The 20901-nt window shown below is 61.9% G+C and carries 17 protein-coding genes and 1 pseudogene; 8 read left to right on the top strand and 10 right to left on the bottom strand.

Translation table 11 applies throughout. From position 1 onward, the window contains the following. Positions 1–276 precede the first annotated feature (276 nt). On the bottom strand, positions 277–1290 hold the full coding sequence (locus ACOYQJ_RS24665; protein WP_422908564.1) for an AraC family transcriptional regulator: 1014 nt from the start codon (positions 1288–1290) through the stop codon (positions 277–279). Positions 1291–1404: 114 nt separating this feature from the next. On the opposite strand from ACOYQJ_RS24665, the gene ACOYQJ_RS24660 reads away from it, so the two are divergent. The 4 genes from ACOYQJ_RS24660 to ACOYQJ_RS24645 are packed head-to-tail and all read left to right on the top strand — an operon-like array spanning position 1405 to position 6736. After that, positions 1405–3168 (top strand): acyl-CoA dehydrogenase family protein, encoded by a 1764-nt coding sequence (locus tag ACOYQJ_RS24660; protein WP_422908563.1) that lies wholly within the window; start codon positions 1405–1407, stop codon positions 3166–3168. Positions 3169–3189: 21 nt separating this feature from the next. After that, positions 3190–3999 carry a methylthioacryloyl-CoA hydratase gene (gene dmdD, locus ACOYQJ_RS24655; protein ID WP_422908562.1) on the top strand — a complete coding sequence of 270 codons (810 nt, stop codon included), beginning with the start codon at positions 3190–3192 and terminating at the stop codon, positions 3997–3999. 16 nt (positions 4000–4015) lie between these two features. After that, positions 4016–5626 carry an AMP-binding protein gene (locus ACOYQJ_RS24650; protein ID WP_422908561.1) on the top strand — a complete coding sequence of 537 codons (1611 nt, stop codon included), beginning with the start codon at positions 4016–4018 and terminating at the stop codon, positions 5624–5626. A gap of 6 nt (positions 5627–5632) precedes the next feature. Then, on the top strand, positions 5633–6736 hold the full coding sequence (locus ACOYQJ_RS24645) for a dimethylsulfoniopropionate demethylase (RefSeq protein WP_422908560.1): 1104 nt from the start codon (positions 5633–5635) through the stop codon (positions 6734–6736). A 518-nt stretch (positions 6737–7254) separates the two neighbouring features. Here the strand turns inward: ACOYQJ_RS24645 and ACOYQJ_RS24640 are convergent. Then, positions 7255–8109 (bottom strand): class I SAM-dependent methyltransferase, encoded by an 855-nt coding sequence (locus tag ACOYQJ_RS24640; protein WP_422908559.1) that lies wholly within the window; start codon positions 8107–8109, stop codon positions 7255–7257. Between the two features lie 419 nt (positions 8110–8528). Here ACOYQJ_RS24640 and ACOYQJ_RS24635 point away from each other — a divergent pair, with 419 nt between their 5' ends. Then, the gene (locus ACOYQJ_RS24635; RefSeq protein WP_422908558.1) at positions 8529–9458 is read left to right on the top strand and encodes a LysR substrate-binding domain-containing protein; all 930 of its coding nucleotides are present in this window, start codon (positions 8529–8531) and stop codon (positions 9456–9458) included. A 153-nt stretch (positions 9459–9611) separates the two neighbouring features. On the opposite strand, the gene ACOYQJ_RS24630 is transcribed toward ACOYQJ_RS24635, so the two are convergent. Both ACOYQJ_RS24630 and ACOYQJ_RS24625 read right to left on the bottom strand, forming a co-directional pair. Beyond that, positions 9612–10349, bottom strand: coding sequence for a helix-turn-helix transcriptional regulator (locus ACOYQJ_RS24630; protein WP_422908557.1), 738 nt, complete (start codon positions 10347–10349; stop codon positions 9612–9614). Further along, a complete protein-coding gene (locus tag ACOYQJ_RS24625) occupies positions 10306–12177 on the bottom strand; it encodes an ATP-binding protein (RefSeq protein WP_422908556.1) in 1872 nt (623 codons plus the stop codon). Before ACOYQJ_RS24625 ends, ACOYQJ_RS24630 begins: the two co-directional genes overlap by 44 nt. A gap of 168 nt (positions 12178–12345) precedes the next feature. Between ACOYQJ_RS24625 and ACOYQJ_RS24620 the strand changes: the two genes are divergently transcribed. Together ACOYQJ_RS24620 and ACOYQJ_RS24615 are read left to right on the top strand one after the other, a co-directional pair. Further along, positions 12346–12582: a hypothetical protein gene (locus tag ACOYQJ_RS24620; protein WP_422908555.1), complete on the top strand. Its 237-nt coding sequence runs from the start codon at positions 12346–12348 to the stop codon at positions 12580–12582. A gap of 160 nt (positions 12583–12742) precedes the next feature. Next, positions 12743–13839: pseudogene (locus tag ACOYQJ_RS24615) on the top strand (IS110 family RNA-guided transposase). A gap of 503 nt (positions 13840–14342) precedes the next feature. On the opposite strand, the gene ACOYQJ_RS24610 reads toward ACOYQJ_RS24615, so the two are convergent. After that, positions 14343–15272, bottom strand: coding sequence for a LysR substrate-binding domain-containing protein (locus tag ACOYQJ_RS24610; protein ID WP_422908554.1), 930 nt, complete (start codon positions 15270–15272; stop codon positions 14343–14345). Between the two features lie 88 nt (positions 15273–15360). Between ACOYQJ_RS24610 and ACOYQJ_RS24605 the strand changes: the two genes are divergently transcribed. Further along, positions 15361–16029 carry an FMN-dependent NADH-azoreductase gene (locus tag ACOYQJ_RS24605; RefSeq protein WP_422908553.1) on the top strand — a complete coding sequence of 223 codons (669 nt, stop codon included), beginning with the start codon at positions 15361–15363 and terminating at the stop codon, positions 16027–16029. Positions 16030–16103: 74 nt separating this feature from the next. On the opposite strand, the gene ACOYQJ_RS24600 is transcribed toward ACOYQJ_RS24605, so the two are convergent. Genes ACOYQJ_RS24600 through ACOYQJ_RS24580 form a run of 5 tightly spaced genes read right to left on the bottom strand, consistent with a single transcriptional unit; the run spans position 16104 to position 20899 of the window. Continuing rightward, positions 16104–16808, bottom strand: a complete 705-nt coding sequence (locus tag ACOYQJ_RS24600) for a DUF1989 domain-containing protein (protein ID WP_422908552.1) — start codon at positions 16806–16808, stop codon at positions 16104–16106. Beyond that, positions 16808–17701 (bottom strand): polysaccharide deacetylase family protein, encoded by an 894-nt coding sequence (locus ACOYQJ_RS24595; protein ID WP_422908551.1) that lies wholly within the window; start codon positions 17699–17701, stop codon positions 16808–16810. The genes ACOYQJ_RS24600 and ACOYQJ_RS24595 overlap by 1 nt, the downstream gene beginning before the upstream one ends. After that, positions 17698–18966: an amidase family protein gene (locus ACOYQJ_RS24590; RefSeq protein ID WP_422908550.1), complete on the bottom strand. Its 1269-nt coding sequence runs from the start codon at positions 18964–18966 to the stop codon at positions 17698–17700. The genes ACOYQJ_RS24595 and ACOYQJ_RS24590 overlap by 4 nt, the downstream gene beginning before the upstream one ends. After that, positions 18963–20081: an ABC transporter ATP-binding protein gene (locus ACOYQJ_RS24585; RefSeq protein ID WP_422908549.1), complete on the bottom strand. Its 1119-nt coding sequence runs from the start codon at positions 20079–20081 to the stop codon at positions 18963–18965. The genes ACOYQJ_RS24590 and ACOYQJ_RS24585 overlap by 4 nt, the downstream gene beginning before the upstream one ends. After that, positions 20078–20899, bottom strand: coding sequence for an ABC transporter permease (locus tag ACOYQJ_RS24580; protein ID WP_422908548.1), 822 nt, complete (start codon positions 20897–20899; stop codon positions 20078–20080). The genes ACOYQJ_RS24585 and ACOYQJ_RS24580 overlap by 4 nt, the downstream gene beginning before the upstream one ends. Positions 20900–20901 lie beyond the last annotated feature (2 nt).

The raw sequence follows: 20901 nt of genomic DNA, 5'->3' as shown, positions 1-20901 counted from the left end.
CCTGACAGGAAAGGCGCTCACGCCATGTTCAGCCGTCGATATTCTGCACTCGCGAACGGGTGTTTTTCCACGGAATCGGCGGACAACCGACCTTCGCTGCGTGCGCGAATTGGAGTGGCTGTTTCAGCGAATGCGGACACTCTGGAGGCGGAGGGCAACCTAGCAATGCTTGTTAGTGCGACACGAGAGCCTGCGCCTGGCCCGCCGAATTGAGGCAGTGGTAGAGGTGCTGGATCCGATCATCCTTGAAGAGATTTCGATGTTCGAACTCCGAACTTACAATCGGTATGATCCGGGCGTCCGGTTGGTCCATTTGTGAAAAGCTCGGTGGAAGTTCGACGGTGCAGAAAAGCCGGTGTCAAAGGCGATCTCTTCTATGCTGTCCGTACCTTGCTGGAGCGCCCGGATGGCGATGTCGCGGCGCAAAGCGTCCTTTATTTCCTGAAAAGATGTCCCTTCTTCTTTCAAACGGCGATTCAGCGTCCGGGGCGTGATTTTCAGCGCGCGGGCCGCATCCGGAAGTTGGCAGTTCTGCCAGGTCGCTCCGTAAAGAAAGGCGCGGACGCGAAGGCTGTTTGTATGCACGCGCGAGCCGGTAAAGATCCAGTCGATCGGTGCCCGTTCAAGGAACACGGATGCCTCCGCCGGGCTGCGGCTGATCGGACTGTTGAATTGGCGTGGATCGAAAAGGATGCTGGTTTGCGGAGCGTCAAATTCTACCGGACAAGGAAAAACAACCGCGTAATCTGCGGCAAAATCTGGACGAGCGAAGGCAAAGCGAACCGCTTTCACGGCCGTTTCCGACCCGTCGAGCCAAGACAGGAGCCCATGCGCCAATTTCAGTATTAGCATATGACCAAATCGCTGCGGGCGGGTTTCGTTCGAATAGGGGATCAACGACAGCTCCACTTCCTCCGGGCTGTTGCGCAAGTCCAGACGGAAATCATCCAAAAGCAGGTTCCAGAACGTCGAGAACCGATACAGCGCCGAGTCAAGGCTTTTCGCCTCACGCTGCACGGTCACAAGATGTTGCAGGGTGCGGGGCCGGATCGGGCGACTCCAGAGGCCCATCATCTCATCGCCGATCTCTGGCGCCGCAAGCTGATACAGCCGGGCGATTTCTTCGAGCGTGACGCGCTGAGTGGGCGCCATCGGGCTGGTCTGCAGGCCAGCACGCTCCAACAGCGAGGCCATCGCATCTGACGTGCATCGAGATTTGAGAGCATCAAGCCAGTCCCCGATGAAACCTGCTGAAACGGTCGTCAGAGAGATGGGGTCATGACTGGCCATGCAAAGGCCTCTCCTTGGCGTGATCAGATAAGAAATTGGCAAAAGATGAGCTTATTGGCAAGCAATACAGCGGGTAAATGTCGGGAAGTCATAATTTCCGTCGGAGAGACAGGTATGTCCTATCAGCCGCCCGTGCAGGATTTGATGTTCTGCATCGAACACTTGTCCCATTGGGAAATGGTGTCCGCGCTGGAGGTGTATTCCGAATGCGAGCTGCCGGACATAAGCGCCGCGCTGGAGAGCTATGCCCGGTTTTGCGCCGAACAGATCGTGCCCTTGTCCCAGGACGGGGACACGCAGGGCGCCCGGTTTGACAAAGGCCGCGTGACCATGCCCGAAGGCGACGCGCGGGCCTATGCTCAGTTTGTCGAAATGGGCTGGCAGGCGCTGACCCATCCGGTGGAATATGGTGGCATCGGGCTGCCGCGGGCCGTTGGCGCGGCGGCGGTAGAGATGCTGAATGCCGCCGACATGAGCTTTGGTCTGTGCCCGCTGCTGACCGACGGGGCGATCGAGGCGCTGCTGCTGACCGGTTCGGACGAGCAGAAGGCCACCTACCTTGGGCCGCTGATCGAAGGCCGATGGTCCGGCACGATGAACCTGACCGAACCGCAGGCGGGCAGCGATCTGGGCCGGGTGGCGACAAAGGCGGTTCAGCGCGCGGACGGCACCTATGGCATCACCGGCACCAAGATCTTCATCACATATGGCGCCCATGATCTGACCGAGAACATCATCCACCTCGTGTTGGCGCGCACACCGGATGCGCCCGCCGGGCCGAAGGGGCTGAGCCTCTTCATCGTGCCGCAGAAACTGGTGGAGCCGGATGGCACGCCCGGGGCCGCGAACGCGGTCAACTGCGTGCGCATCGAGCACAAACTGGGCGTACGCGCCAGCCCGACGGCCGTGCTGGAATACGGCGACGCTACCGGGTTCCTGATCGGCGAGGAAAATAGCGGGCTGGAGTACATGTTCATCATGATGAACGCCGCGCGGTTCGCGGTGGGTGTGCAAGGGATTGCGATCGCTGAGCGGGCCTATCAGCGTGCTTTGGCTTACGCGCGCGACCGCGTTCAGAGCCGCCCGGTGAACGGTCAGAGCAAGGACGCCGTCCCGATCATCGAACACCCGGATGTCCGCCGTATGCTCCTGCGGATGCGCAGCCTCACCGAAGGCGGGCGGGCCATGGCGGCGTCGACCGCGGGGTTGCTGGATATCGCGCATCACCGGGAGAATCCGGAATTGACCGCGCTGGCCGAATTCATGGTCCCCTTGGTCAAGGGTTTTTGCACTGAACGCGCGGTCGAGGTCGCTTCTCTGGGTGTGCAAATCCACGGCGGCATGGGCTTCATCGAAGAAACGGGCGCCGCTCAGCACTACCGTGACGCGCGCATCCTGCCGATTTACGAGGGCACTACGGCCATTCAGGCCAATGACCTTCTGGGACGCAAAGTGATGCGGGACGGGGGGGCAACCGCCCGCCTGTTTGCCGCTCAAATTGCGGAAACCGAAGCAATGCTGGCAAGCGGCGACGCGTCTGCACAGGCCATCGGCAAAAACCTCGCGCAGGCGCGCGCCGCTTTCGAAACTGCTCTGGACTGGATGCTGGAAAACAGCCGCACGGATATCGACGCAGCCTTCGCGGGCTCTGTTCCCTTCCTGATGCTGACCGGAACATTGGCCGCCGGGTGGAGCCTCGCCAAAGGCGCGCTGGCGGCGCAAACCGCGCACGACGCCGGGCAGGACAACGCGTTCCTGACCCAGAAGATCGCCACCGCGCTGTTCTATGCCCAACACATCCTGCCCGAATGCGCCGCCGAACAAACCCGCATCCTGTGCGGCGCAGATAGCCTGCTTGACGCGGCTTTCCCCGATTGATCCCTCGAAAGGACCCGACCCATGAATGACGTCGTCAACCCCGCCACCTATGAACGCCTCGCGATTTCCGCGCGTGACAATGGCCTTTATGTGGTGACGCTGAACCGCCCTGACAAACGCAACGCGCTCGATGTGGTCACCATCGAGGAACTGATCCGCTTTTTCAGCGGCGCGCGCACGGCAGGCGTCAAGGCGGTGTTGCTGGAAGGGGCGGGCGACCATTTCTGTGCGGGCCTCGATCTGGTCGAACACTGGAAGGCAGACCGCAGCCCAGATGACTTCATGCATGTTTGCCTGCGCTGGCACGAGGCCTTCAACAAGATGGAATATGGCGGCGTGCCGATCATTGCCGCGCTTCAGGGCGCGGTGGTCGGCGGCGGTCTGGAACTGGCCAGCGCCGCCCATGTGCGCGTGATCGACCCCGGCACCTATTTCGCCCTGCCCGAAGGCCAGCGCGGCATCTTTACCGGAGGCGGTGCGACGATCCGGGTGTCCGACATGATCGGCAAATATCGCATGATCGACATGATTCTGACGGGCCGCGTCTATCAGGGCCAAGAGGCCGTCGATCTGGGTCTGGCGCAGTACATCACCGAAGAGGGCGGCAGCTTTGCCAAGGCGATGGAACTGGCCGACAAGGTCGCGCAGAACCTGCCGCTGACGAACTTTGCGATCTGTTCGGCCGTCAGCCACATGAACAACATGTCCGGTATGGACGCCGCCTATGCCGAGGCCTTCGTGGGTGGCATCGTCAACACGCAACCGGCGGCGCGCGAGCGTCTCAAAGCCTTCGCCAACAAGACCGCTGCCCGCGTGCGGCCGAACAACTAAATCAGGCGAACCCCGGATGCGTCACCATTTCGAGTCTCTGCAAAAGACAAGAGCCAACCATGTGCCCTTGTCGCCGTTGTCCTTCCTGCGCCGCGCCGAAAGCCTGCACGGTGCGCGCACGGCGGTGATCTATGGCGACATCCGGCGCAGCTGGGCCGAAACCTGTGCCCGTATCGGTGCGGTGGCCGGGGGGCTTGCGGGGATAGGTGTTGGGCAGGGCGATACCGTTTCGGTGCTGAGCCCGAACATCCCCGAGCTGTTCGAGCTGCATTTCGCCTTACCCTTGACCGGCGCAGTGCTGAACACGCTCAACACCCGGCTGGAACCGGAAACCATCGCCTTTATCCTTGATCACGCGGATACCAAACTGGTGATCGTGGATCGGGAACTGGTGCCGCTGCTGTCACAGGCCTTTGACCTTCTCGGTCGCACCCTGCCAGTGGTCGAGATCGCCGATCCGAATGCGCCGGGCGAAACCCTTGGCGGCCCGACCTATCACAGCTTGCTGGCAAGCGCGCCCCTGCCGATCGTCCTGCCGGATGATGAATGGAATGCGATTGCGCTGAACTACACATCCGGCACCTCCGGGCGTCCCAAGGGGGTGGTCTATCACCATCGCGGCGCTTACCTGATGGCGCTTGGCACCTGGACCGCGTGGCAGATGCCGCCCTATCCGGTCTACCTGTCGGTCGTGCCCATGTTCCACTGCAACGGGTGGGGGCACCCGTGGCTGATGACGATGCTGGGCGGGACGATGGTGTTCACCCGCGTTCCGGCTGCGGACCGCATCCTTGCCGCGATCCGCGCACATGGTGTGACCCATTTCGGCGCTGCCCCCATCGTCTTGCAGATGCTGGCCGAGGCCGAAAGCGGTGCCGCGCCCTTTGATCCTGCCATCCGCGTCCTGACCGCCGGGGCGCCGCCGCCGCCCTCGGTTCTGGAAAAAACCCGGGCTATGGGGTTTGATGTCATGCAGGTCTATGGCCTGACGGAAACCTACGGCCATATCTCGCAGTGTTTGTGGCAGGAGGACTGGGACAGTCTCACCCCCGCAGAGCAATCCGAATTGCAAGCGCAACAGGGCATAGCCTTTCCCATGGTCGAAGACGTCACCGTGATCGACCGCGCCAGCGGCGGGCCTGTCCCGCGCGACGGCACCACGCAGGGTGAAATCGCCATTCGCGGCAATACGGTCATGGCGGGCTACTACAAGGATGCCGAAGCCACCGCAGCGGCCTTTGCGGATGGCTGGTTCTGGTCCGGCGATGGCGCTGTCGTCCATGAAAACGCCTATATCCAGATCCGCGACCGTCTGAAGGACGTGATCATCTCGGGCGGGGAAAACATCTCCTCGGTCGAGGTCGAAGCCGTGCTTTATCGTCACAAAGCCGTTCAGGCCGCCGCCGTGGTGGCCATGCCGCATGATAAATGGGGCGAGGTCCCCTGCGCCTTTGTCGAATTGCGCGACGGGATCAGCGCCACGTCGGACGAGATCATCGCCTTTTGCCGCACGCATCTGGCGGGCTTCAAAGCCCCCAAGGCAGTCATATTCGAAACTCTCCCCAAAACATCCACCGGCAAGATCCAGAAGTTCCAGCTTCGCAATCGCGCCAAAGACCTGGAGTAACCTGGAATGGCCCTGATTTCCCCTTCGCGCCGCCTACGGCGGACCCCCTTTTCCGACGGCGTCGAGGCTGCCGGGGTAAAGGCGTATACTGTCTACAACCACATGCTGCTGCCCACGGTCTTTCGTTCGGTGGAGGAGGATTACCACCACCTCAAGCAGGCTGTGCAGGTTTGGGACGTCGCCTGCGAACGGCAGGTTGAATTGCGCGGCCCCGATGCCGGGCGTCTGGTGCAACTGCTGACCCCGCGCGACCTGCGGTCGATGCTGCCGGGGCAGTGCTTTTACGTGCCCATCGTCGACGAAACCGGTGGCATGTTGAACGATCCGGTGGCGGTGAAGCTGGCAAATGACCGCTGGTGGATTTCCATCGCGGACAGTGACCTGCTGTATTGGATCAAGGGGCTGGCCTACGGCTATCGCCTCGATGTGCTGGTGGACGAGCCTGACGTGTCGCCGCTTGCCGTGCAGGGGCCGCGTGCGGACGATCTGATGGCGGCGGTCTTTGGCGATGCCGTGCGCGACATTCGCTTTTTCCGCTTCGCGCATCTGGATTTCCAGGGGCATGACATGGTGGTGGCGCGGTCCGGCTACTCGAAACAGGGCGGGTTCGAGATCTATGTCGAAGGCGAAGAGCTTGGAATGCCACTGTGGAACGCCCTGATGGAGGCCGGTAAGTCAATGGACGTGCACGCGGGCTGCCCCAACCTGATCGAACGCATCGAGGGCGGTTTGCTGTCCTACGGCAATGATATGACCGACGATAACACGCCCCACGAATGTGGGCTGGGAAAATTCTGCAACACGCAGACGGCGATCGGCTGCATTGGGCGGGACGCGCTGCTGCGCGTTGCCAAGGAAGGCCCGGTCAAGCAGATCCGCGCGCTGGAGATCGACGGCCCGGCCGTGCCCGGCTGCGACCGCTGGTGGCTGGTGAAGCACGGGGCAAAAACGGTTGGCCGCGTATCGTCGGCAGCCTGGTCGCCGGATTTCAAAACGAATGTCGCCATCGGCATGGTGCGAATGACCCATTGGGACGAGGGCACGGAGCTGACTGTAGAAACGCCAGCCGGACCGCGACAGGCCAAAGTTCACGAGAATTTCTGGGCATAGCCGCATTTCGCAACGCCATTGGAGACAACTCACGAGTTCATGGCGGGGCCAAGGGTTTCATTCGAGCAGCACATCGGGTTCAACCGACAACGAAATGAATGCTCGAAGTCTTGGCATTGTCTCCAATGATCGCGTTGGCAAAGATTGCTGTTCAGCTGCAAGAAGGTTTCGCTTCAGCGGGCTCTTGCTGCATCAGCCAAAGGGACGACAACAGAAGTCCTGAAAAAAACCGCGATGCGTCATGCGCAGACCGCCTGATTTTGCGGAAGCCGCGAATGCCTACTTCGACGGGCCGCAACGTAGCATCTAATGTCCCCGGCGGACGGCGACTTTGGGCCGGGAGCTCGGATTGAATAGCCCCGTGTATCGCGGGCGCCTTCTTCGCTTATTTTGAGGCAAGGCGGTCATGATGAGCAGCATCGGCACAGCGCCCAAAGCGGACAACACGCGGACTGCTTGGCATGTCGTCCGTGTTTTTGTGCACTTGCAAATCGCCTTGCGTGATCGCCCGTAGGACCTCATTCACCTTTTCTGCCCACAGCAGCGATCATCACGCATGGTCCAACGAATCCCTTTTCCGTCTCAAAGTGTTCAAGGGCGGCTTCTACGTCTTTCCAGGCTGCTGTCCTGGCATCCTCGTCCAGATTGCTCAGCATCTGATGCAGGGCTCCGAAGCTCTCCTGTTCGAAGCGGAGGCATTCGCGTGCGCGCTCAAGCACGACCGGCGCATCGATCTTCCGGCTCTGGATGTCTTGCAGCCCGGCTTTCTCGAAGAGGCTCGCGATTGCGCCGGGCTGGCTCAGACTGAAAGGCCCCGGCATGCCGGGGGCAGGCGCAGGCAGACCTGCGTGTCTGCGGATTAGTCCGACCGGGTCCGAGAAGAACCGACATTCTTCCGGCGTCGCGTAGACCAGGGCGCCGACCCGTCCGCCGGGTTTCAATGCCGCCATCTGGCTGCGCACCGACCCCAGCTGGTCGGGAAAGAAGATCAGGCCCACACGGGAAAGAACGACGTCGAAGGGATCACCGTTCACTTCGATGGCCTCTCCGTCCATTACCGTGGCCGACACATGAGACAGGCCGGAGGCTTCGAAGTTCCGCGCGACGATCCGTGTGACTTCGTCCGAGAAATCGGTGGACAGGACGCGACCCGTCGGCCCGACACGCCGGGCACTTTGCATCGCATCCTGTCCGAAACCGCCGGCAACGTGCAGGACCGCGGAGCCGCTCTTGACCTCGCACATATCCAGAAGCCTCTCGGTCGCAGGCCCGAGCCAGGTGTCGAGGAGCGCCCCCCACGCGTTCCATCGATCGGCGACGGCATTCCACTGAGCCTTTGTCGAAACCTTGAAGGTGTTGGCATCAAACGTCATCGCGAACCTCCCGTGTTGCGCAGATGGCCCGAGGCCATCAGGCTGTTGATGCGAAGACCGTCCTTGCGGACCTCGCTACCACGACCTGAAACTCTCCGCTGCGCCACACTTTCGTGTCTGGCCCCGAGGCAGCATCGCGCCTGAATCCGATGTCGCTCAGAAGGTGAGGTGAGAGCAGTGCCAGTCGCTCAAGCTCTTCAAGCAGGCGGTCGCTGGACGACCGCGGCCTGCGCCGAGAGATAATTTTTCCGATCCTATGGAAGAACGCGGCATTGGCCAAGGTCTCAGGATCGGAGGCTAGGAATTGCGTCTGCATTAACGGCCTCTTTCATTGCTCTCCGTTTGTGATACCGTTTCGCCGGTGCGCGCCGCAAACCAAGTTATTGAGCCCATAGGGTGATGAAAGCTGATCCTTTGCCATGAAACGGATGCCGCCCCTCAACGCCCTCAAGGCATTTGAAGCCGCCGCGCGACACGGCGGGTTCATCGGTGCGAGCGAAGAGCTCAACGTCACGCGCGGCGCAATCAGCCGACATGTCAAATTGCTTGAGGAACATCTGGGCGTTCAGCTTTTTGTCCGTATGGCACAAGGGGTCCGGCTGACAACGGCCGGTCGGCAGCTTCAACCGGTCCTGTCCGAGGCTTTCGCCCTGATCCACAGGGAGACGGAGCGGCTTTCCTCCGATGCCTCGGAACTGAGGATCATCTGTCCTCCTGGTACTTCGATCCGGTGGCTCCTTCCGCGACTGGAGGATTTCCGGAGACGTCATCCCGAGTTGCAGGTGCGGTTGACGACGGATTTTTTGGGCGACGGCGGCTTCGATCCTGTCGAGTCCGATATCGGCTTTTCGGTCGCGAACTGGCCGAACCGACCAAAACCGTTGGAGACACAGATCCTCTTTCCGGTCCTGCTTACCCCTGCTGGCGCGCCAGGATATCTGAAAGAGGTGTCGCTCACATCGCCTGAGGCACTCGCGGCGTGCGAGCTGTTGCATGAAACCAGAAGCCACACTGACTGGAACAGCTGGGCAAATGATTTTCCTGAGGTCGAGATCGATCCGGCCGTCGGTCAGGACTTTCCCAACATCGATATCGCGACAAAGGCGGCTGTCATGGGCATCGGCGTCGTTATGGCGGATCTCGTGCTGTGTCGAGAGGAGCTCGAGGCCGGCACGCTGATCGCACCGTTTCCGGACATGGTGTCCAGGTCACCGCTGGGTGGCATATGCCTGATCGGAGGGACCGAAAAATGGTCCTTGCCCAAGGTCAAGGCGTTCAGATCTTGGGCGCATGACAGTTCTGAGGCAGACCGGGCGGCGGTCAATCATCTGATGCATGGTTCGGGGTAGGGTTGCATGCGCCCGCTTTGTCCGAACAACTGATCATCACAGGGATGACGATGCTGCGCCCCATAGCCGACGGCCGCTATCACGACGCCGCCCTGCCGCGTGGGCAGGTAGTTCGAATGTCAGGATCGGGCCGGTCGGGATCGTAAGGTTGCGTCAGACCCAGCCTTCCTTGCGGGCAAGTGCTGCGGCTTCGCCGCGCGAGGCGACTTCGAGCTTGCCGAGGATGGCCGAGACATGGTGGTCGACGGTCTTGGCCGAGACAAACAACCGGTCCGCGATGGCGGCGTTTGACAGGCCTTCGCCCAGCAAGTCCAGCACCTGCATCTGCCGTTTCGTCAGACCGGCCGGGTTTGCGAGGGTTGTCGCGCGTGGTTTGGTGGGGGCGTCGATACTCAACCCACGATCGCGCGCCCGGCCCAACACGGCTTCACGCACGCGCGCCGCGCCAAGGCGATCGAGGATCGGAAGCGCGCGGGCTACGGCGTCCGCATCGCCTTCAGCCAAGGCCAGCGCCTCGCGATAGGGATCGCCCGACTGCAGCCAATGCGCGGCCGCTGCAGCCCAGTCTCCTGCCATGGACGCCCGGTACGGATCATGCAACCCGCTCAACCCGCCGGGCAGCCGGGCCGGGTCGATCCGCCGCTGCCAGTCCAGGAATTCCTCCTTGAGCATCGGGTTGAGCGGCAGCGCGAGCGCTTCGTCCATCCGGGCTTGCGCGCTGTCCTTGTCATCCAGCCCCAGCCAGGCGCGTTCGGCGATCAGACAGGCAACATCGCAGATGTGGCGACCGTCTTCCTCGGTGCCCATCAGGGCTTCGATCTCGTCCAGAAACTCTCCGCCGTCGCTGTCACCGCGCCGCATGGCAATCCGCGACGCGGTCAGCCGCATCATGATCGCTGGTGAGGATTGTTCCAGCGGCTTGGACAGGATGTCTTGCGCGGTCGCGAGGGCATCCGAGCCGATCCAGCACATGCACGCGAAAACCTTGGTGGAAATCCACTTGTTCGATCGTGTCCGTCTCATAGGCCGTGGCGATTGCTCTGTCGAAAAGGTCGAGCGCCTCCCCAAACTTCAGGCCATACCAGTTGACCACGCCACCATTCGACAGGTTCCGTGTCAGGTTGATCGGGCTGCGTGCGGCTTTCGCCGCCTCTATGCTTTCGGTGTAAAGCGCGTTCTGCTCCGCACTGTCGAACAGGGTGGCCAGCGACAGCGTGCTGAGCGCGTGACTGACGATGTCTTTTCGGCCCAGTCGCTGCGCCATTTCAAGCGCGCGTTGCGCGACCGGAAGGCTGGCTTCCATCTCGTAATCGGACATGGCGATCTGCGCGCGGCTGGCCAGCGCCATCGCCAGTTCATCGGTATCCGCCCCCTCCTGCAGGGCGATCGCCCGGTCCCCCAACGTCCGGGCCTGTGCCTTTTGACCTGCGGTCCACTTCACGCGCGACAAGCGCTGCAGGATGCGGCCTTTAAGTGTGGTATTGGTCCCGGCGACGTCAACCGCGCGCTCGAAATGACCCATTGCATCCCACAACCGGCTGACAAGGCGACAGGCCTCGCCGGCCTCAAAGAGCAGCGTGGCCAGTGTTTCTTCATCCTGCGGATCCGCAAGCTCGACCGCGATGGACAGGTAGTCGGCGGCCTGCCGGTTGGCGCCGGCAGCCATCGCTTCACGCCCGGCCAAGGGAGCAAGGCGGGCGATCTGCGCACTGTCGCCGGCGGCGCGTGCATGGTGCATCTGCCGTGCGTTCGGCACCTGCGCATCCGTCTGCATCCTTCCCAGCAACGCCGCGTTGAGACGGCGGCGCCGCGTGGGTTTGAGGGCGGTTTCTACAGCCAGCCGGGCGATCTCGTGCCGGTAGGTCAGAAAGATGTCGTCCTCCTGGATCAACCCGCTTTCGATGGCAGGATCGAGCGCCTCATCCGCGACCCCGGCCAGATCCAGCGCCCAGTCACGTTCCGCACGCCGCGGAAAGATCGACACGGCCTCCAGCACCTGCCTGCTCTCGGGCGGCAGGCGGCCCAGCCGATTCAGGACCGTGTCCTGCACGCTCCGCAAGGCGTCATCCTTGCCGCCGCGCAAAAGTTCGGTCACGTAGAAGGGATTGCCCCCGGTGATCCGGTGCACCTCGTCCGGGGCCTGCCCGCTACCCACCGCAAGACGGCCGACCGCCTCGGCGGAGAGTGGCTGCAAGGCGATCCGCGTCGCATCCGCGGCGGCGACCCCATCCATGGCGCGGCGCAATTGCGGGCGGCCCTCTGTCTCGTCGTCGCGCGCGGTCACGATCATCAGGATGGGCCGCGTACGCAGACGCCGTGCGGCGAAACGCACGAAATCCAGTGTTGCCTCGTCGGCCCAGTGCAGGTCCTCGATCAGCAGCAGCGCCATGCCGTCGGCGCCTTCGATGGAGCCGAGCAGCTTCAGGAAGACAGACAGCCTGTCCCCCTCGTTCCGCCACAGCGCATCCAGATCAACCCCGGCATCGAGGGCCAGGTCTCGCAGTGGTCCAAGAGGTTCAGGGATCGACAGATCCTCGCATGCGCCGCGCAAGGATCGGGCCCCTGTCATTCGCTCTTCGAAGGCGCGCAGCAGCGTGGTCTTGCCCGCGCCTGCCTCGCCGGTGACGAAAACGGTGTGACCTGCCCCATCGGCTGCGGCATTGGCCAGGCTGCCCAGTTGCTCAAGCGCCCCGTCGCGTTCAAGGATAGGGATATCCACGATGCCATCTCCCTATGGGGGCCGTCCCCTATGGCAGCCCGGATCGACAATGGCCGAAAAAATAGGGAATGCCAAAGCGCAAAAATGGGGAGGGCTCCCGACGCGGGCGGTGCATTGGGTGGGTAGTTTGGGTCACAGGAAAACAAGCACACCGTAAGGAGCCATACCATGACCGACATGTCTGAGACCCGCACCATCCGCCAAATCACCGCCCCGCAGCAACACAGCCTGCTCTCGGCCGCGCTGGCCTTTCCTTTCTTCGTTGCTCAGGCGTTGGGGAAGCTCATGACAGCGCGCGCCCGTCAGTCGCCGTCAACTCATGCCCACAGCCGCGCTGAACGCGCGCTGATGAAGCAACGCCTGCAGGAAGAATCCCGTCGCAAGGTGGATCGGCTGATGATGTGATCTGGCGCGGCCGCTGTTACGGTGGCAGTAAACGTCAGCTATGCGGGCTTTGGTGCGCAGCACCGCGATTGGGTTCTGGATGCCCGCGAATGGGATGTACCGGCTGCCTCACCCAGCAGGTTAGGCTTGGGCAATTTCACCTGCAGATAGGAGAAGCAGCATGGCGAAGAGTGAGATTGACCAGCTGATGTCAGTTGGAATCGATAACGGAAAGGCACTTTCCACGTCGTGGCATTCGACCCTGACGGGCAGGTGGTGATGCGCAAACAGATCAAGCGGCAGGCGTTGGCTGCGACGTTTGAGAAGCTGCCCCGTTGCGTCGTCGGCATGGAGACGTACCTCGGCGCTCATTTTGTGAGCCGGACGCTTCGCAAGATGGGCTTTGAGCCCCGGAACCTGCAATCTATGTGAAGCCGTTCATCAAGAGGCAAAGTGAGGAGGAAAAGAAAACGATCCAGTGAATCGTTTTCCCGACGAACGATTACAATGACGCCGAAGCCATCGCGGAGGCGGCGCTCCGTCCGAGATCTGCCGATCGTGCCCGAGAAGAGCCAGGACCAGCTCGACTTGCAGGGCCTCCATCGGGTGCGGTCGGGTCTGGTGTCACGCCGGACAGCGACGATCAACCAGATCCGGGCCTTTGTGATCGAGCAAGGCATTGCGGTGTGCAAGGGTTTGCGGGCTTTGAAGAACTCATTCGAGACGATCCTGGAAGAGCGCAAGGACGAGATATCACCACGCATGCGGATGATCTTGATCGGTTTGTGTGGAGATTGGCTGTGGTTGGACGACCGTATCGACACCGTTTCGAAAGAAATCGAACAAATCAGCCGCACCGAAGAGAATTGCGTGAACGTCATGACGATCCCCGGCGTCGGGCCAATGATCTAGACGGCAATGGTTGCTGCCATTGGGGCGGGAGAGGAATTCGGTCGAGGCCGTGACTTCGCCGCGTGGTTTGGTTTGGTGCCGAGGCAGTGCAGTACGGGCGGACGAACGGTCCTCGGGCGCACCACCAAACGCAGCAGCCGATACCTGCGAATGCTCTTCGTTCAGGCCGCCAAGGTGATCTTGATGCGAACCAACCGTTGGCCGGACTTCAGCTTTGGAGAATGGCTGACCAAAGCTGCAGAACGGATGAACCGAAACAAACTGGCGGTCGCGCTGCCCAACAAACTGGCCCGAATGGCCTGGAGCATACTGAGATACAAAACGGCGTTTGATGCGCCACGAGACGAGGTCGCCATCGGCATTTAAGTCGAAGCGACCCAAAGGAGTTCGCGCCTGACAGAAAGCATGGAACGGAACAACTACGCCCCCAGAGTCTGACGGCCCATTCGGCCACTATGGACCTTGCCGGTAATGAGACCACGGCGCTTTTGCAACCCCAACAAGGCCACGACCCGCGTGCCGATCAACAGGCCGGATACATATGAGCGACTTCCGAAATCGTGCCAGAAATCATTTGCGAACAGCAGCCGGCACATCCGTATGGGCCGCGAACGCCGACGGCGCCAGGCGATCTTGTCCGCTGCGCGGCCGCAGGTTCGTTTCGAGCCCTTTTTACCGAGCGAGCAGTTGCTGCATTTCGCAGCCGCATCGAAATTCCGCGAGAAAGACCGGCTCTAACCGGACCTCTGCCATCTATTCGAAGTGCTGCACTGCGGCCCGTTAAAGAAGACATTTGCTGCAGCTGCGCAAACAGAAGCCTCGGAGCAGTCTGTACCACAGGATATTCAGGAATTACGCGCGTGCAGCGGCTACCCGGAAGCACGCGCCCATGAAGCAAAGTGCTCCACTTCGGCAAAACGCGGATGATCGCTGCGGCTGACCGCCCAAAAAGTTCTGCCGGGCAAAACCGCGTCAGACAGGCGCACTAGGTGCCCGGCTGCAACAGCGGCGCCAGCCAACACGCTGGAAGCCAGTACCACGCCCTGACCTGCAAGCGCCGAGTCAATGGCATTGATTTCCTCGGAAAAGTGCTGTGTGATCTCCGGCACCGCAGCCCCGAGCCCGGCTGCGTGAGACCAGCGCTGCCAGCTGGGCGACGCTTCCGCGCCGCAATTCCAGCGGTACTGGATCAGCGGCAGGCGCAAAATGCCGGCGTCATCTTTGATCGGAGTCCGGTGCAGCAGTTCCGGCGCGCAGAGCGGGATCAGGCTGTCTTCGAACAGCGGCATCCAATGATCTTCGGGCTGCGCCTGGACTGCGTAGCGAACCGCAAAGTCGACATCGCTACCGGACAGGTCTACCGGCCGGTTGTCGGCCTCGACCTTCAGGTTCAGCCCGGTCTGACTGCGCAACGCGGGCAGGCGCCGCATGAGCCAGAGACTGGCGAAGGCCACCGTGACGGAAACCGTCAGCGGGCGGTCCGTATCCAGCTGCGAAATCCCTGCAATGGCACTGCTCATGCGGTCGAAACTCTCGCGCAGCACCGGGTACAAGGCCGCGCCTTCTGCCGACAGTCGGATTGGGCGCGGATAGCGGTGGAAGAGTTTCACCTCCAGGATCTCTTCCAGCTGGCGGATCTGGTGGCTGATCGCGGTTGGCGTCAGGTGAAGCTCGGCCGCGGCTCGGGCGAAATGCAGATGCCGGGCGGCGGCTTCAAAAGCACGTAGCGCGTGGAGTGGAGGCAGGCGCCGCATCGGTTCAATCCTTTCCGTTCGGGGTGGAGCCAAGGTGAATTTCATTCATCCTGGCCATGAAAAATTCGCCTTCGCCAGAGGGTCGGCCGCTTGGTAGGCACAATGCGCAGTGCATAAACTCAGGAGATTGCCCATGCTCACTTTGTTGCGAATCGATGCAAGCGCCCAGCTTGAAGAACGCTCCCTCACACGTCATCTGACCGGGCTGTTCACCCAAAACTTTCTGGCTCAAGCACCGGACACGAAAGTGATCACCCGGGATGTCGGCATGAACCCGATTCCTGCGATCGACCATAAATTCATCCATGCAGCCTTTACCCCGTCCGACGAACGCGAGCCGTGGATGCACGAGCGTCTGGCGCTGTCCGACGAGTTGGTCGATGAGGTGATCGCGGCGGATATCGTCGTTCTGGGCGCGCCGATGTACAACTACGGAATGCCGACCGCGCTGAAAGGCTGGATCGACCACATCGCGCGGATCGGTCGGACCTTTTCCTTTGACCTTGCCCGAGGCGACACGCCGATCGAGCCGATCCTGTCGGGAAAACGGCTGGTGGTGCTGTCGTCGCGTGGAGAATTCGGCTTTGCCCCAGGTGGTGTGCGTGCCCATCTCAACGCGCTTGACCCGGCTCTGGCGGCTTGTTCGCATTACTTCGGCGTAGCGCAGGCGGATATCGAGACGATCGCGATCGAATATCAGGAATTCAAAGACGAGCGTCACGAGGCGTCGGTTGAATCGGCAGAGGCCCGCACCAGTAACCTGGCCGTGAAACTGGCTGGTGGGGCGGCCCGAGCGGCCTGAAACAAACCTTTGAAACTGTAAAGCTAGGTGGCGCGGATCGAAATCTGCGCCGCCAAGTCTTTTTGCAGTCAGGTTCACTCGGGCTCCCGCTGTAGCAGGACTTCCAGCGCCCGCGGCTGCGCATCTGAGCCATTGATCGGCAGAAGGTCCATCGGGCAGCAGGAAATCACCACCACAGCATCCATTTCAGCGCGGAACAGCACACGATCCCCTTTGGTCGAGACAGGGGGCCGCCACTCCATCGCGCCACCTTCGACGACAGGCGTGTTCATCCAGAGGTTCAGCGGGCAAGGCACTGATGCCGGACGTAAGCCGATTGCCCCCAGCGCCATGCGCAGGTTGTCGGTGCAATTGTCGTGATAACCGTGATGTCCAAGTTGGGCATACCGGTGAATATCGCAGGACGCGACAAGCGTGTCGTGAACGCCGGGCGAGGTGTCCTCAACCAGTGTCAGGATAGGGCGCCGCCGGTTGGTCACCAGCGCGTCGCCGGGGCGCGGCGAGACACGCTGCAGCGTCGGGCGCAGGTGCTCCATCGACAGATATTCGTTGCAGTCACCTTCGGCAAAGGCCCAGAAATCGCCGATCTGGCTGCCGTCGCGGTTGATAACCGACAGCAGCTCCCCCTTTTTCACGCGCATCGCCCGGCCCTGACGGGCGGGAATGGTGTAGGTGGTGTTGGGGCTGAGGCGGCCATCCTCTGCAAGCGTCTGATGTGCGCTCGGGTTTTCACCGTCGGGCTGTGCGGCATCAAACGGGGTATTGAGGTTATCCATCATTATTTCTCCATCAGGACGGGATGAGTGTAGGGGGCTGCGGGCTCACGATGCGGCTGCCAGGCCCCTTCGGCCTCCTGGCTTGCGGCGTAGGCGGCGATCTCTTCCAGCGGTGCGAACCAGACATCGCCTCGCGACAGCACCTCTTCTAGCCACCGCTCCACCACCCGCCAGCGGGCCAGCCGCCCGGTCAGGAAGGGGTGCCATATCCCGATCCAGAGCCCGCCGGCCTCGTATTGCGCCTCAAACTCCTCAAAGGAGGCCTCCAACCCGCGGTGCGGCGACATCACCGGCATCTTGTAGCCGATCTCGTCGAAATGAGCGAAAGGCGGCCAGTCATCGCTGCCCCAATGCACCGGCAATTCGAACAGAGACCCGGATGCGGTGTCGATCCGATAGGGCAGATCGTCCGCCATCATCGAGCTTTCATAGGTCAACCCATGCTTCACCGCGAGCGACAGCACCTCGGGGGTAACATTATAGACCGGGGCGCGATAGCCGCGCGGGGTGCTGCCGGTCATTTGGCGGTGAACCTCAAGCGCCCGCTGAAACCAAAAGGTCTGTTCCTCAGTGCTCTGTTCCGCAGGGTCTTCGTGCAGATACCCATGGTGACCGATCTCATGCCCGCCAGCGAGGATCGCCTCGACCGTTTCGGGGTATTGTTCCATCACCCAGCCGGGCATGAAAAAGGACTGTTTGAGCCCCAACCGCCGGTAGGTTTCAAGAATACGCGGCACACCGGAATTCGGGCCATAGCGGCCCATGCTGATCGGGTAGAGGCGACGGTGCCCGTCGTCCGGCCGGGCGATGTGGATCAGGCTGTCGGCATCCACGTCAAACGTGATCGCACAGGCACAGCGGGCACCGTTTGGCCATTGGATCGGGTTACGGATCATGTCAGGGTTTCCTTTTGCATCAGCAGGTTTTCGACCATTGCCGCAGTGGCAAGCAGAGTTCGGTCACTGTCTGGCGGACCGACCAACTGCAATCCCACCCAGCAGCCCGCGTCCGTTTTCCCGGCTGGCAGAGAAATGGCGGGCAAATCCAGCAGGCTCGCTGGCATGGTCAGGCGTAGAGCCGCTGTATTTGTTGTGGCAAAGGTTTCGGGATCTTCCAGCAGAGGCGCCAGGTGCGGGGCTTCGATGGCAACCGTCGGCAGGAGGTAGATGGTATCGGAGGCCTGGACGGTTTCGTGCAACGCTCTGGCGCCCTGTTTGACGCGCGCGATCTTGTCGAGGTCCAGACAGGCCGACGCACGCAGCCGCGCCGCGACAAAGGGGTCAAGGTGATGAGCGTTCTCGGTTTCGAGCAGGTGCCCGTAGGTTTCGACCGCCTCAATGGCGCCCGGCCAGCCGCTCGCACGGATCAGCGCCAGCGCCTCATCCAAAGGCGACTGTCTGGAGTGCTCCATCACGACGCCCGCCTGTTCGAGAGCTGTCACCGCCTCCTTGCAGCGCTGGGAGACCGGCGCGGCAACACCGCCCCCGTCGAGCACGTCGATGGCAACCGAAAGACGGCCGACCGCGTCCGGGCTGGCTGCATCGCCGGACAGAATGGCATCCAGCTCGATGATATCGGCAACCGAACGAGCAAAGCTGCCAACCGTGTCATAGCTGGGCGCGAGTGGCATCACACCGCTCATCGGATACCGTCCGCGCGTGGGCCGAAAGCCCACCACGCCCTGAAACGCCGCAGGCACCCGGCAAGAGCCCGCAGTATCGGTACCGACCGCCAATCGGGTGATCCCACGCGCGACAGAGGCCGCAGCCCCTGAGGACGAGCCCCCCGGTACCCGCCCCTCTATCATCGGTGTTCCGTGGTGCGGATTGTACCCGATCCCCGAGAACGCCAGTTCGGATTGATTGGTGACGCCGATGCTGACCAAACCGGCTTGGCTGGCCCGCCGTACAACTTCCGCATCCGCGCAGGCGGGCGCATCGTCCCGCATGAGCAGGGATCCGGAGGTTGCCGTAACGTCCTTGATCGCGATCATATCCTTCCAAGAGACCGTGCTCCCATCGAGGGGGCCCAATCTTTCGGTGCGACCATCGCTTTGACGCGCTTCCGCGCGGGCACGGTCCGGCAACAGGGACAGAAAAACCTCCCCTTCCCGACCGGCTCGAAGTAGAGCCTCCATGGTATTGTCGAGAACAGACCTCATGCAGCCCTCACCTTTGGACCCGGCCCCGATTGTCGCGCACTCTCCAGAAGAAAGCCGTCGTCGGAGTGCCAGGACGCATAGACCCGCGTGCCGATGCTTGCGTCCAACTGCTCCAGGTCACGCTGTTGGAGTTGTGCCACGAGGTTGTGACCTGACGCGGTTTCAAGATGCAAATTGACAACCGCTCCGGCAAACTCCTCAGAGATCAGAGTGCAGGCGATTTCGTTTTCGCCCCAGCCCGGCTCGACCGTCACGGAGATTCTGTCCGCCCGTACGGCCAGATCCGCGGCTGCGCCTTCGGCCAGCCCGCTGCTGTGGGAAAGCCGGACTTTGCCGTCGCGTGTGTCCAGGAAGCGTTTGCTGTACTCCCTGCCCGAAACCTTTCCTTCCAGCAGGCTGATCCCACCGACAAACTGCGCAACAAATTTGCTGCGGGGCCGCAGGAAGATGTCCTGCGGGCTGCCAATTTGCTCCACCCTGCCGGCGTTCATGATGACAACCCGGTCGGCGAGCGAAAAGGCCTCTGAATGGCTGTGGGTGACATAGACAAAGGTGATGCCGAGCTCGCGCTGGAGCTTCTTCAGTTCGCCCTGCATCTTAATTGCCATATGAGCGTCCAGTGCCGAAAGCGGCTCGTCCAAGAGCAGCACTTTGGGTTCCAACACCAGGCTGCGGGCGAGGGCAACGCGCTGGCGCTGACCGCCAGACAGACGCGCGACATTGCGGTCTGCGTAGGTGGAAATGCCCAACCGCTCCAGCCAGTCGTCGGCACGGCGGCGGCGCTCTGCCCCAGCAACGCCGCGCATCTTTAGTCCGAACTCGACGTTTTCCCGCACGGTCATGAAGGGGAACAGCGCTAGGCTTTGCCAGACCATGGGGGTTTCCCGCTCCCAGACCGGCAGTTGGTCGATCCGGTTGCCCGCAAGGGTGATCTCACCGCGGTCTGCGGTTTCAAGACCGGCAAGCATGCGCAGGCTCGTGGTCTTGCCACAGCCGGACGGCCCCATGATTGCGATGAACTCCCCTTCGGAAATATCCAGCGAAAACTCTTCAACGGCGATGAAGTTACCATAGGACTTGGCAAGCCCGTCCAGTTTCAGATGTGTGTTGGTCATGATGTCTCCTCCTTGGACATGGCGCCGCTGCTCTGGCGCAGGACCACGGCAAGCGCGATCAGAACCAGCGTCAGGGTGACGGAAAAACTCAATGTGCCGATGACGTGGATGGTCGGGTCGACCTGCCCCTGAAGCGTGGTCAGAACGGCAACGGGAATGGTCTGGTTCAAGCCACCCGTGAACCAGGCGATCACATACTCGTCGAATGACACGGCAAAGGTGATCAGGAAGGCGGCGAGGATGGCGGGCAACGTATGCGGTAGCACGATGCGGGCGAGCGCGGAATGCGGCAGCGCACCGAGGTTCTGGGCTGCGGTTTCCAGCGTCTCATCCAGTTGCGCCAGCCGCAGACGGCAGACCGCCATCGCAAAGGGCGCGGCAATTACGACATGCGCGGCAACTACGGCCGCAAGCGTACCGGCAATGCCGATGCGGGAGAAGAAAGCCAGCATCGCCAGACCGAGGATGACCAGCGGCACCGTCGGCGGCAGCAAGGCCAGCGCCAGCACGGCTTTCTGGCCAAAGAACCGGAAACGATAGTCCGCATAGGCTGCGGCAAATCCCAGGGCTGTGGCGATCAGCGCGGTGATCCCGGCAACCGTCAGGCTGTTCCTGAGGGCCTCTAGCATGGCGCGGTCGGTCAGGACCTGCGTATACCATTTGGTGCTGAACCCGGACATGCTGAGGCTTGGGAAGCGGTCGGCGCTGAAGGAAAACAGGACCGCCGACAGGATCGGTGCGTAGAGCAGCAGGAAAACCAAAGCGAGTCCGGCAACCCAGAATGCTTTTGGCAAGGAGTGTTTCAGATGCGGAGGCATGG

The organism is Pacificoceanicola algae (genome assembly GCF_049341065.1).
In the GTDB taxonomy this organism is placed as follows: domain Bacteria; phylum Pseudomonadota; class Alphaproteobacteria; order Rhodobacterales; family Rhodobacteraceae; genus Pacificoceanicola.
This window is presented reverse-complemented; position numbering and strand designations above follow the sequence as displayed.

What these genes read in the sequence shown, in the direction of transcription:
- ACOYQJ_RS24585 (WP_422908549.1), bottom strand. Translation starts at nt 20,081, where the DNA reads ATGACCAACACACATCTGAAACTGGACGGGCTTGCCAAGTCCTATGGT.
- ACOYQJ_RS24665 (WP_422908564.1), bottom strand. Translation starts at nt 1,290, where the DNA reads ATGGCCAGTCATGACCCCATCTCTCTGACGACCGTTTCAGCAGGTTTC.
- ACOYQJ_RS24595 (WP_422908551.1), bottom strand. Translation starts at nt 17,701, where the DNA reads ATGATCCGTAACCCGATCCAATGGCCAAACGGTGCCCGCTGTGCCTGT.
- ACOYQJ_RS24605 (WP_422908553.1), top strand. Translation starts at nt 15,361, where the DNA reads ATGCTCACTTTGTTGCGAATCGATGCAAGCGCCCAGCTTGAAGAACGC.
- ACOYQJ_RS24580 (WP_422908548.1), bottom strand. Translation starts at nt 20,899, where the DNA reads ATGCCTCCGCATCTGAAACACTCCTTGCCAAAAGCATTCTGGGTTGCC.
- ACOYQJ_RS24660 (WP_422908563.1), top strand. Translation starts at nt 1,405, where the DNA reads ATGTCCTATCAGCCGCCCGTGCAGGATTTGATGTTCTGCATCGAACAC.
- ACOYQJ_RS24600 (WP_422908552.1), bottom strand. Translation starts at nt 16,808, where the DNA reads ATGATGGATAACCTCAATACCCCGTTTGATGCCGCACAGCCCGACGGT.
- dmdD (WP_422908562.1), top strand. Translation starts at nt 3,190, where the DNA reads ATGAATGACGTCGTCAACCCCGCCACCTATGAACGCCTCGCGATTTCC.
- ACOYQJ_RS24645 (WP_422908560.1), top strand. Translation starts at nt 5,633, where the DNA reads ATGGCCCTGATTTCCCCTTCGCGCCGCCTACGGCGGACCCCCTTTTCC.
- ACOYQJ_RS24635 (WP_422908558.1), top strand. Translation starts at nt 8,529, where the DNA reads ATGAAACGGATGCCGCCCCTCAACGCCCTCAAGGCATTTGAAGCCGCC.
- ACOYQJ_RS24640 (WP_422908559.1), bottom strand. Translation starts at nt 8,109, where the DNA reads ATGACGTTTGATGCCAACACCTTCAAGGTTTCGACAAAGGCTCAGTGG.
- ACOYQJ_RS24650 (WP_422908561.1), top strand. Translation starts at nt 4,016, where the DNA reads ATGCGTCACCATTTCGAGTCTCTGCAAAAGACAAGAGCCAACCATGTG.
- ACOYQJ_RS24620 (WP_422908555.1), top strand. Translation starts at nt 12,346, where the DNA reads ATGACCGACATGTCTGAGACCCGCACCATCCGCCAAATCACCGCCCCG.
- ACOYQJ_RS24630 (WP_422908557.1), bottom strand. Translation starts at nt 10,349, where the DNA reads ATGATGCGGCTGACCGCGTCGCGGATTGCCATGCGGCGCGGTGACAGC.
- ACOYQJ_RS24590 (WP_422908550.1), bottom strand. Translation starts at nt 18,966, where the DNA reads ATGAGGTCTGTTCTCGACAATACCATGGAGGCTCTACTTCGAGCCGGT.
- ACOYQJ_RS24610 (WP_422908554.1), bottom strand. Translation starts at nt 15,272, where the DNA reads ATGAAATTCACCTTGGCTCCACCCCGAACGGAAAGGATTGAACCGATG.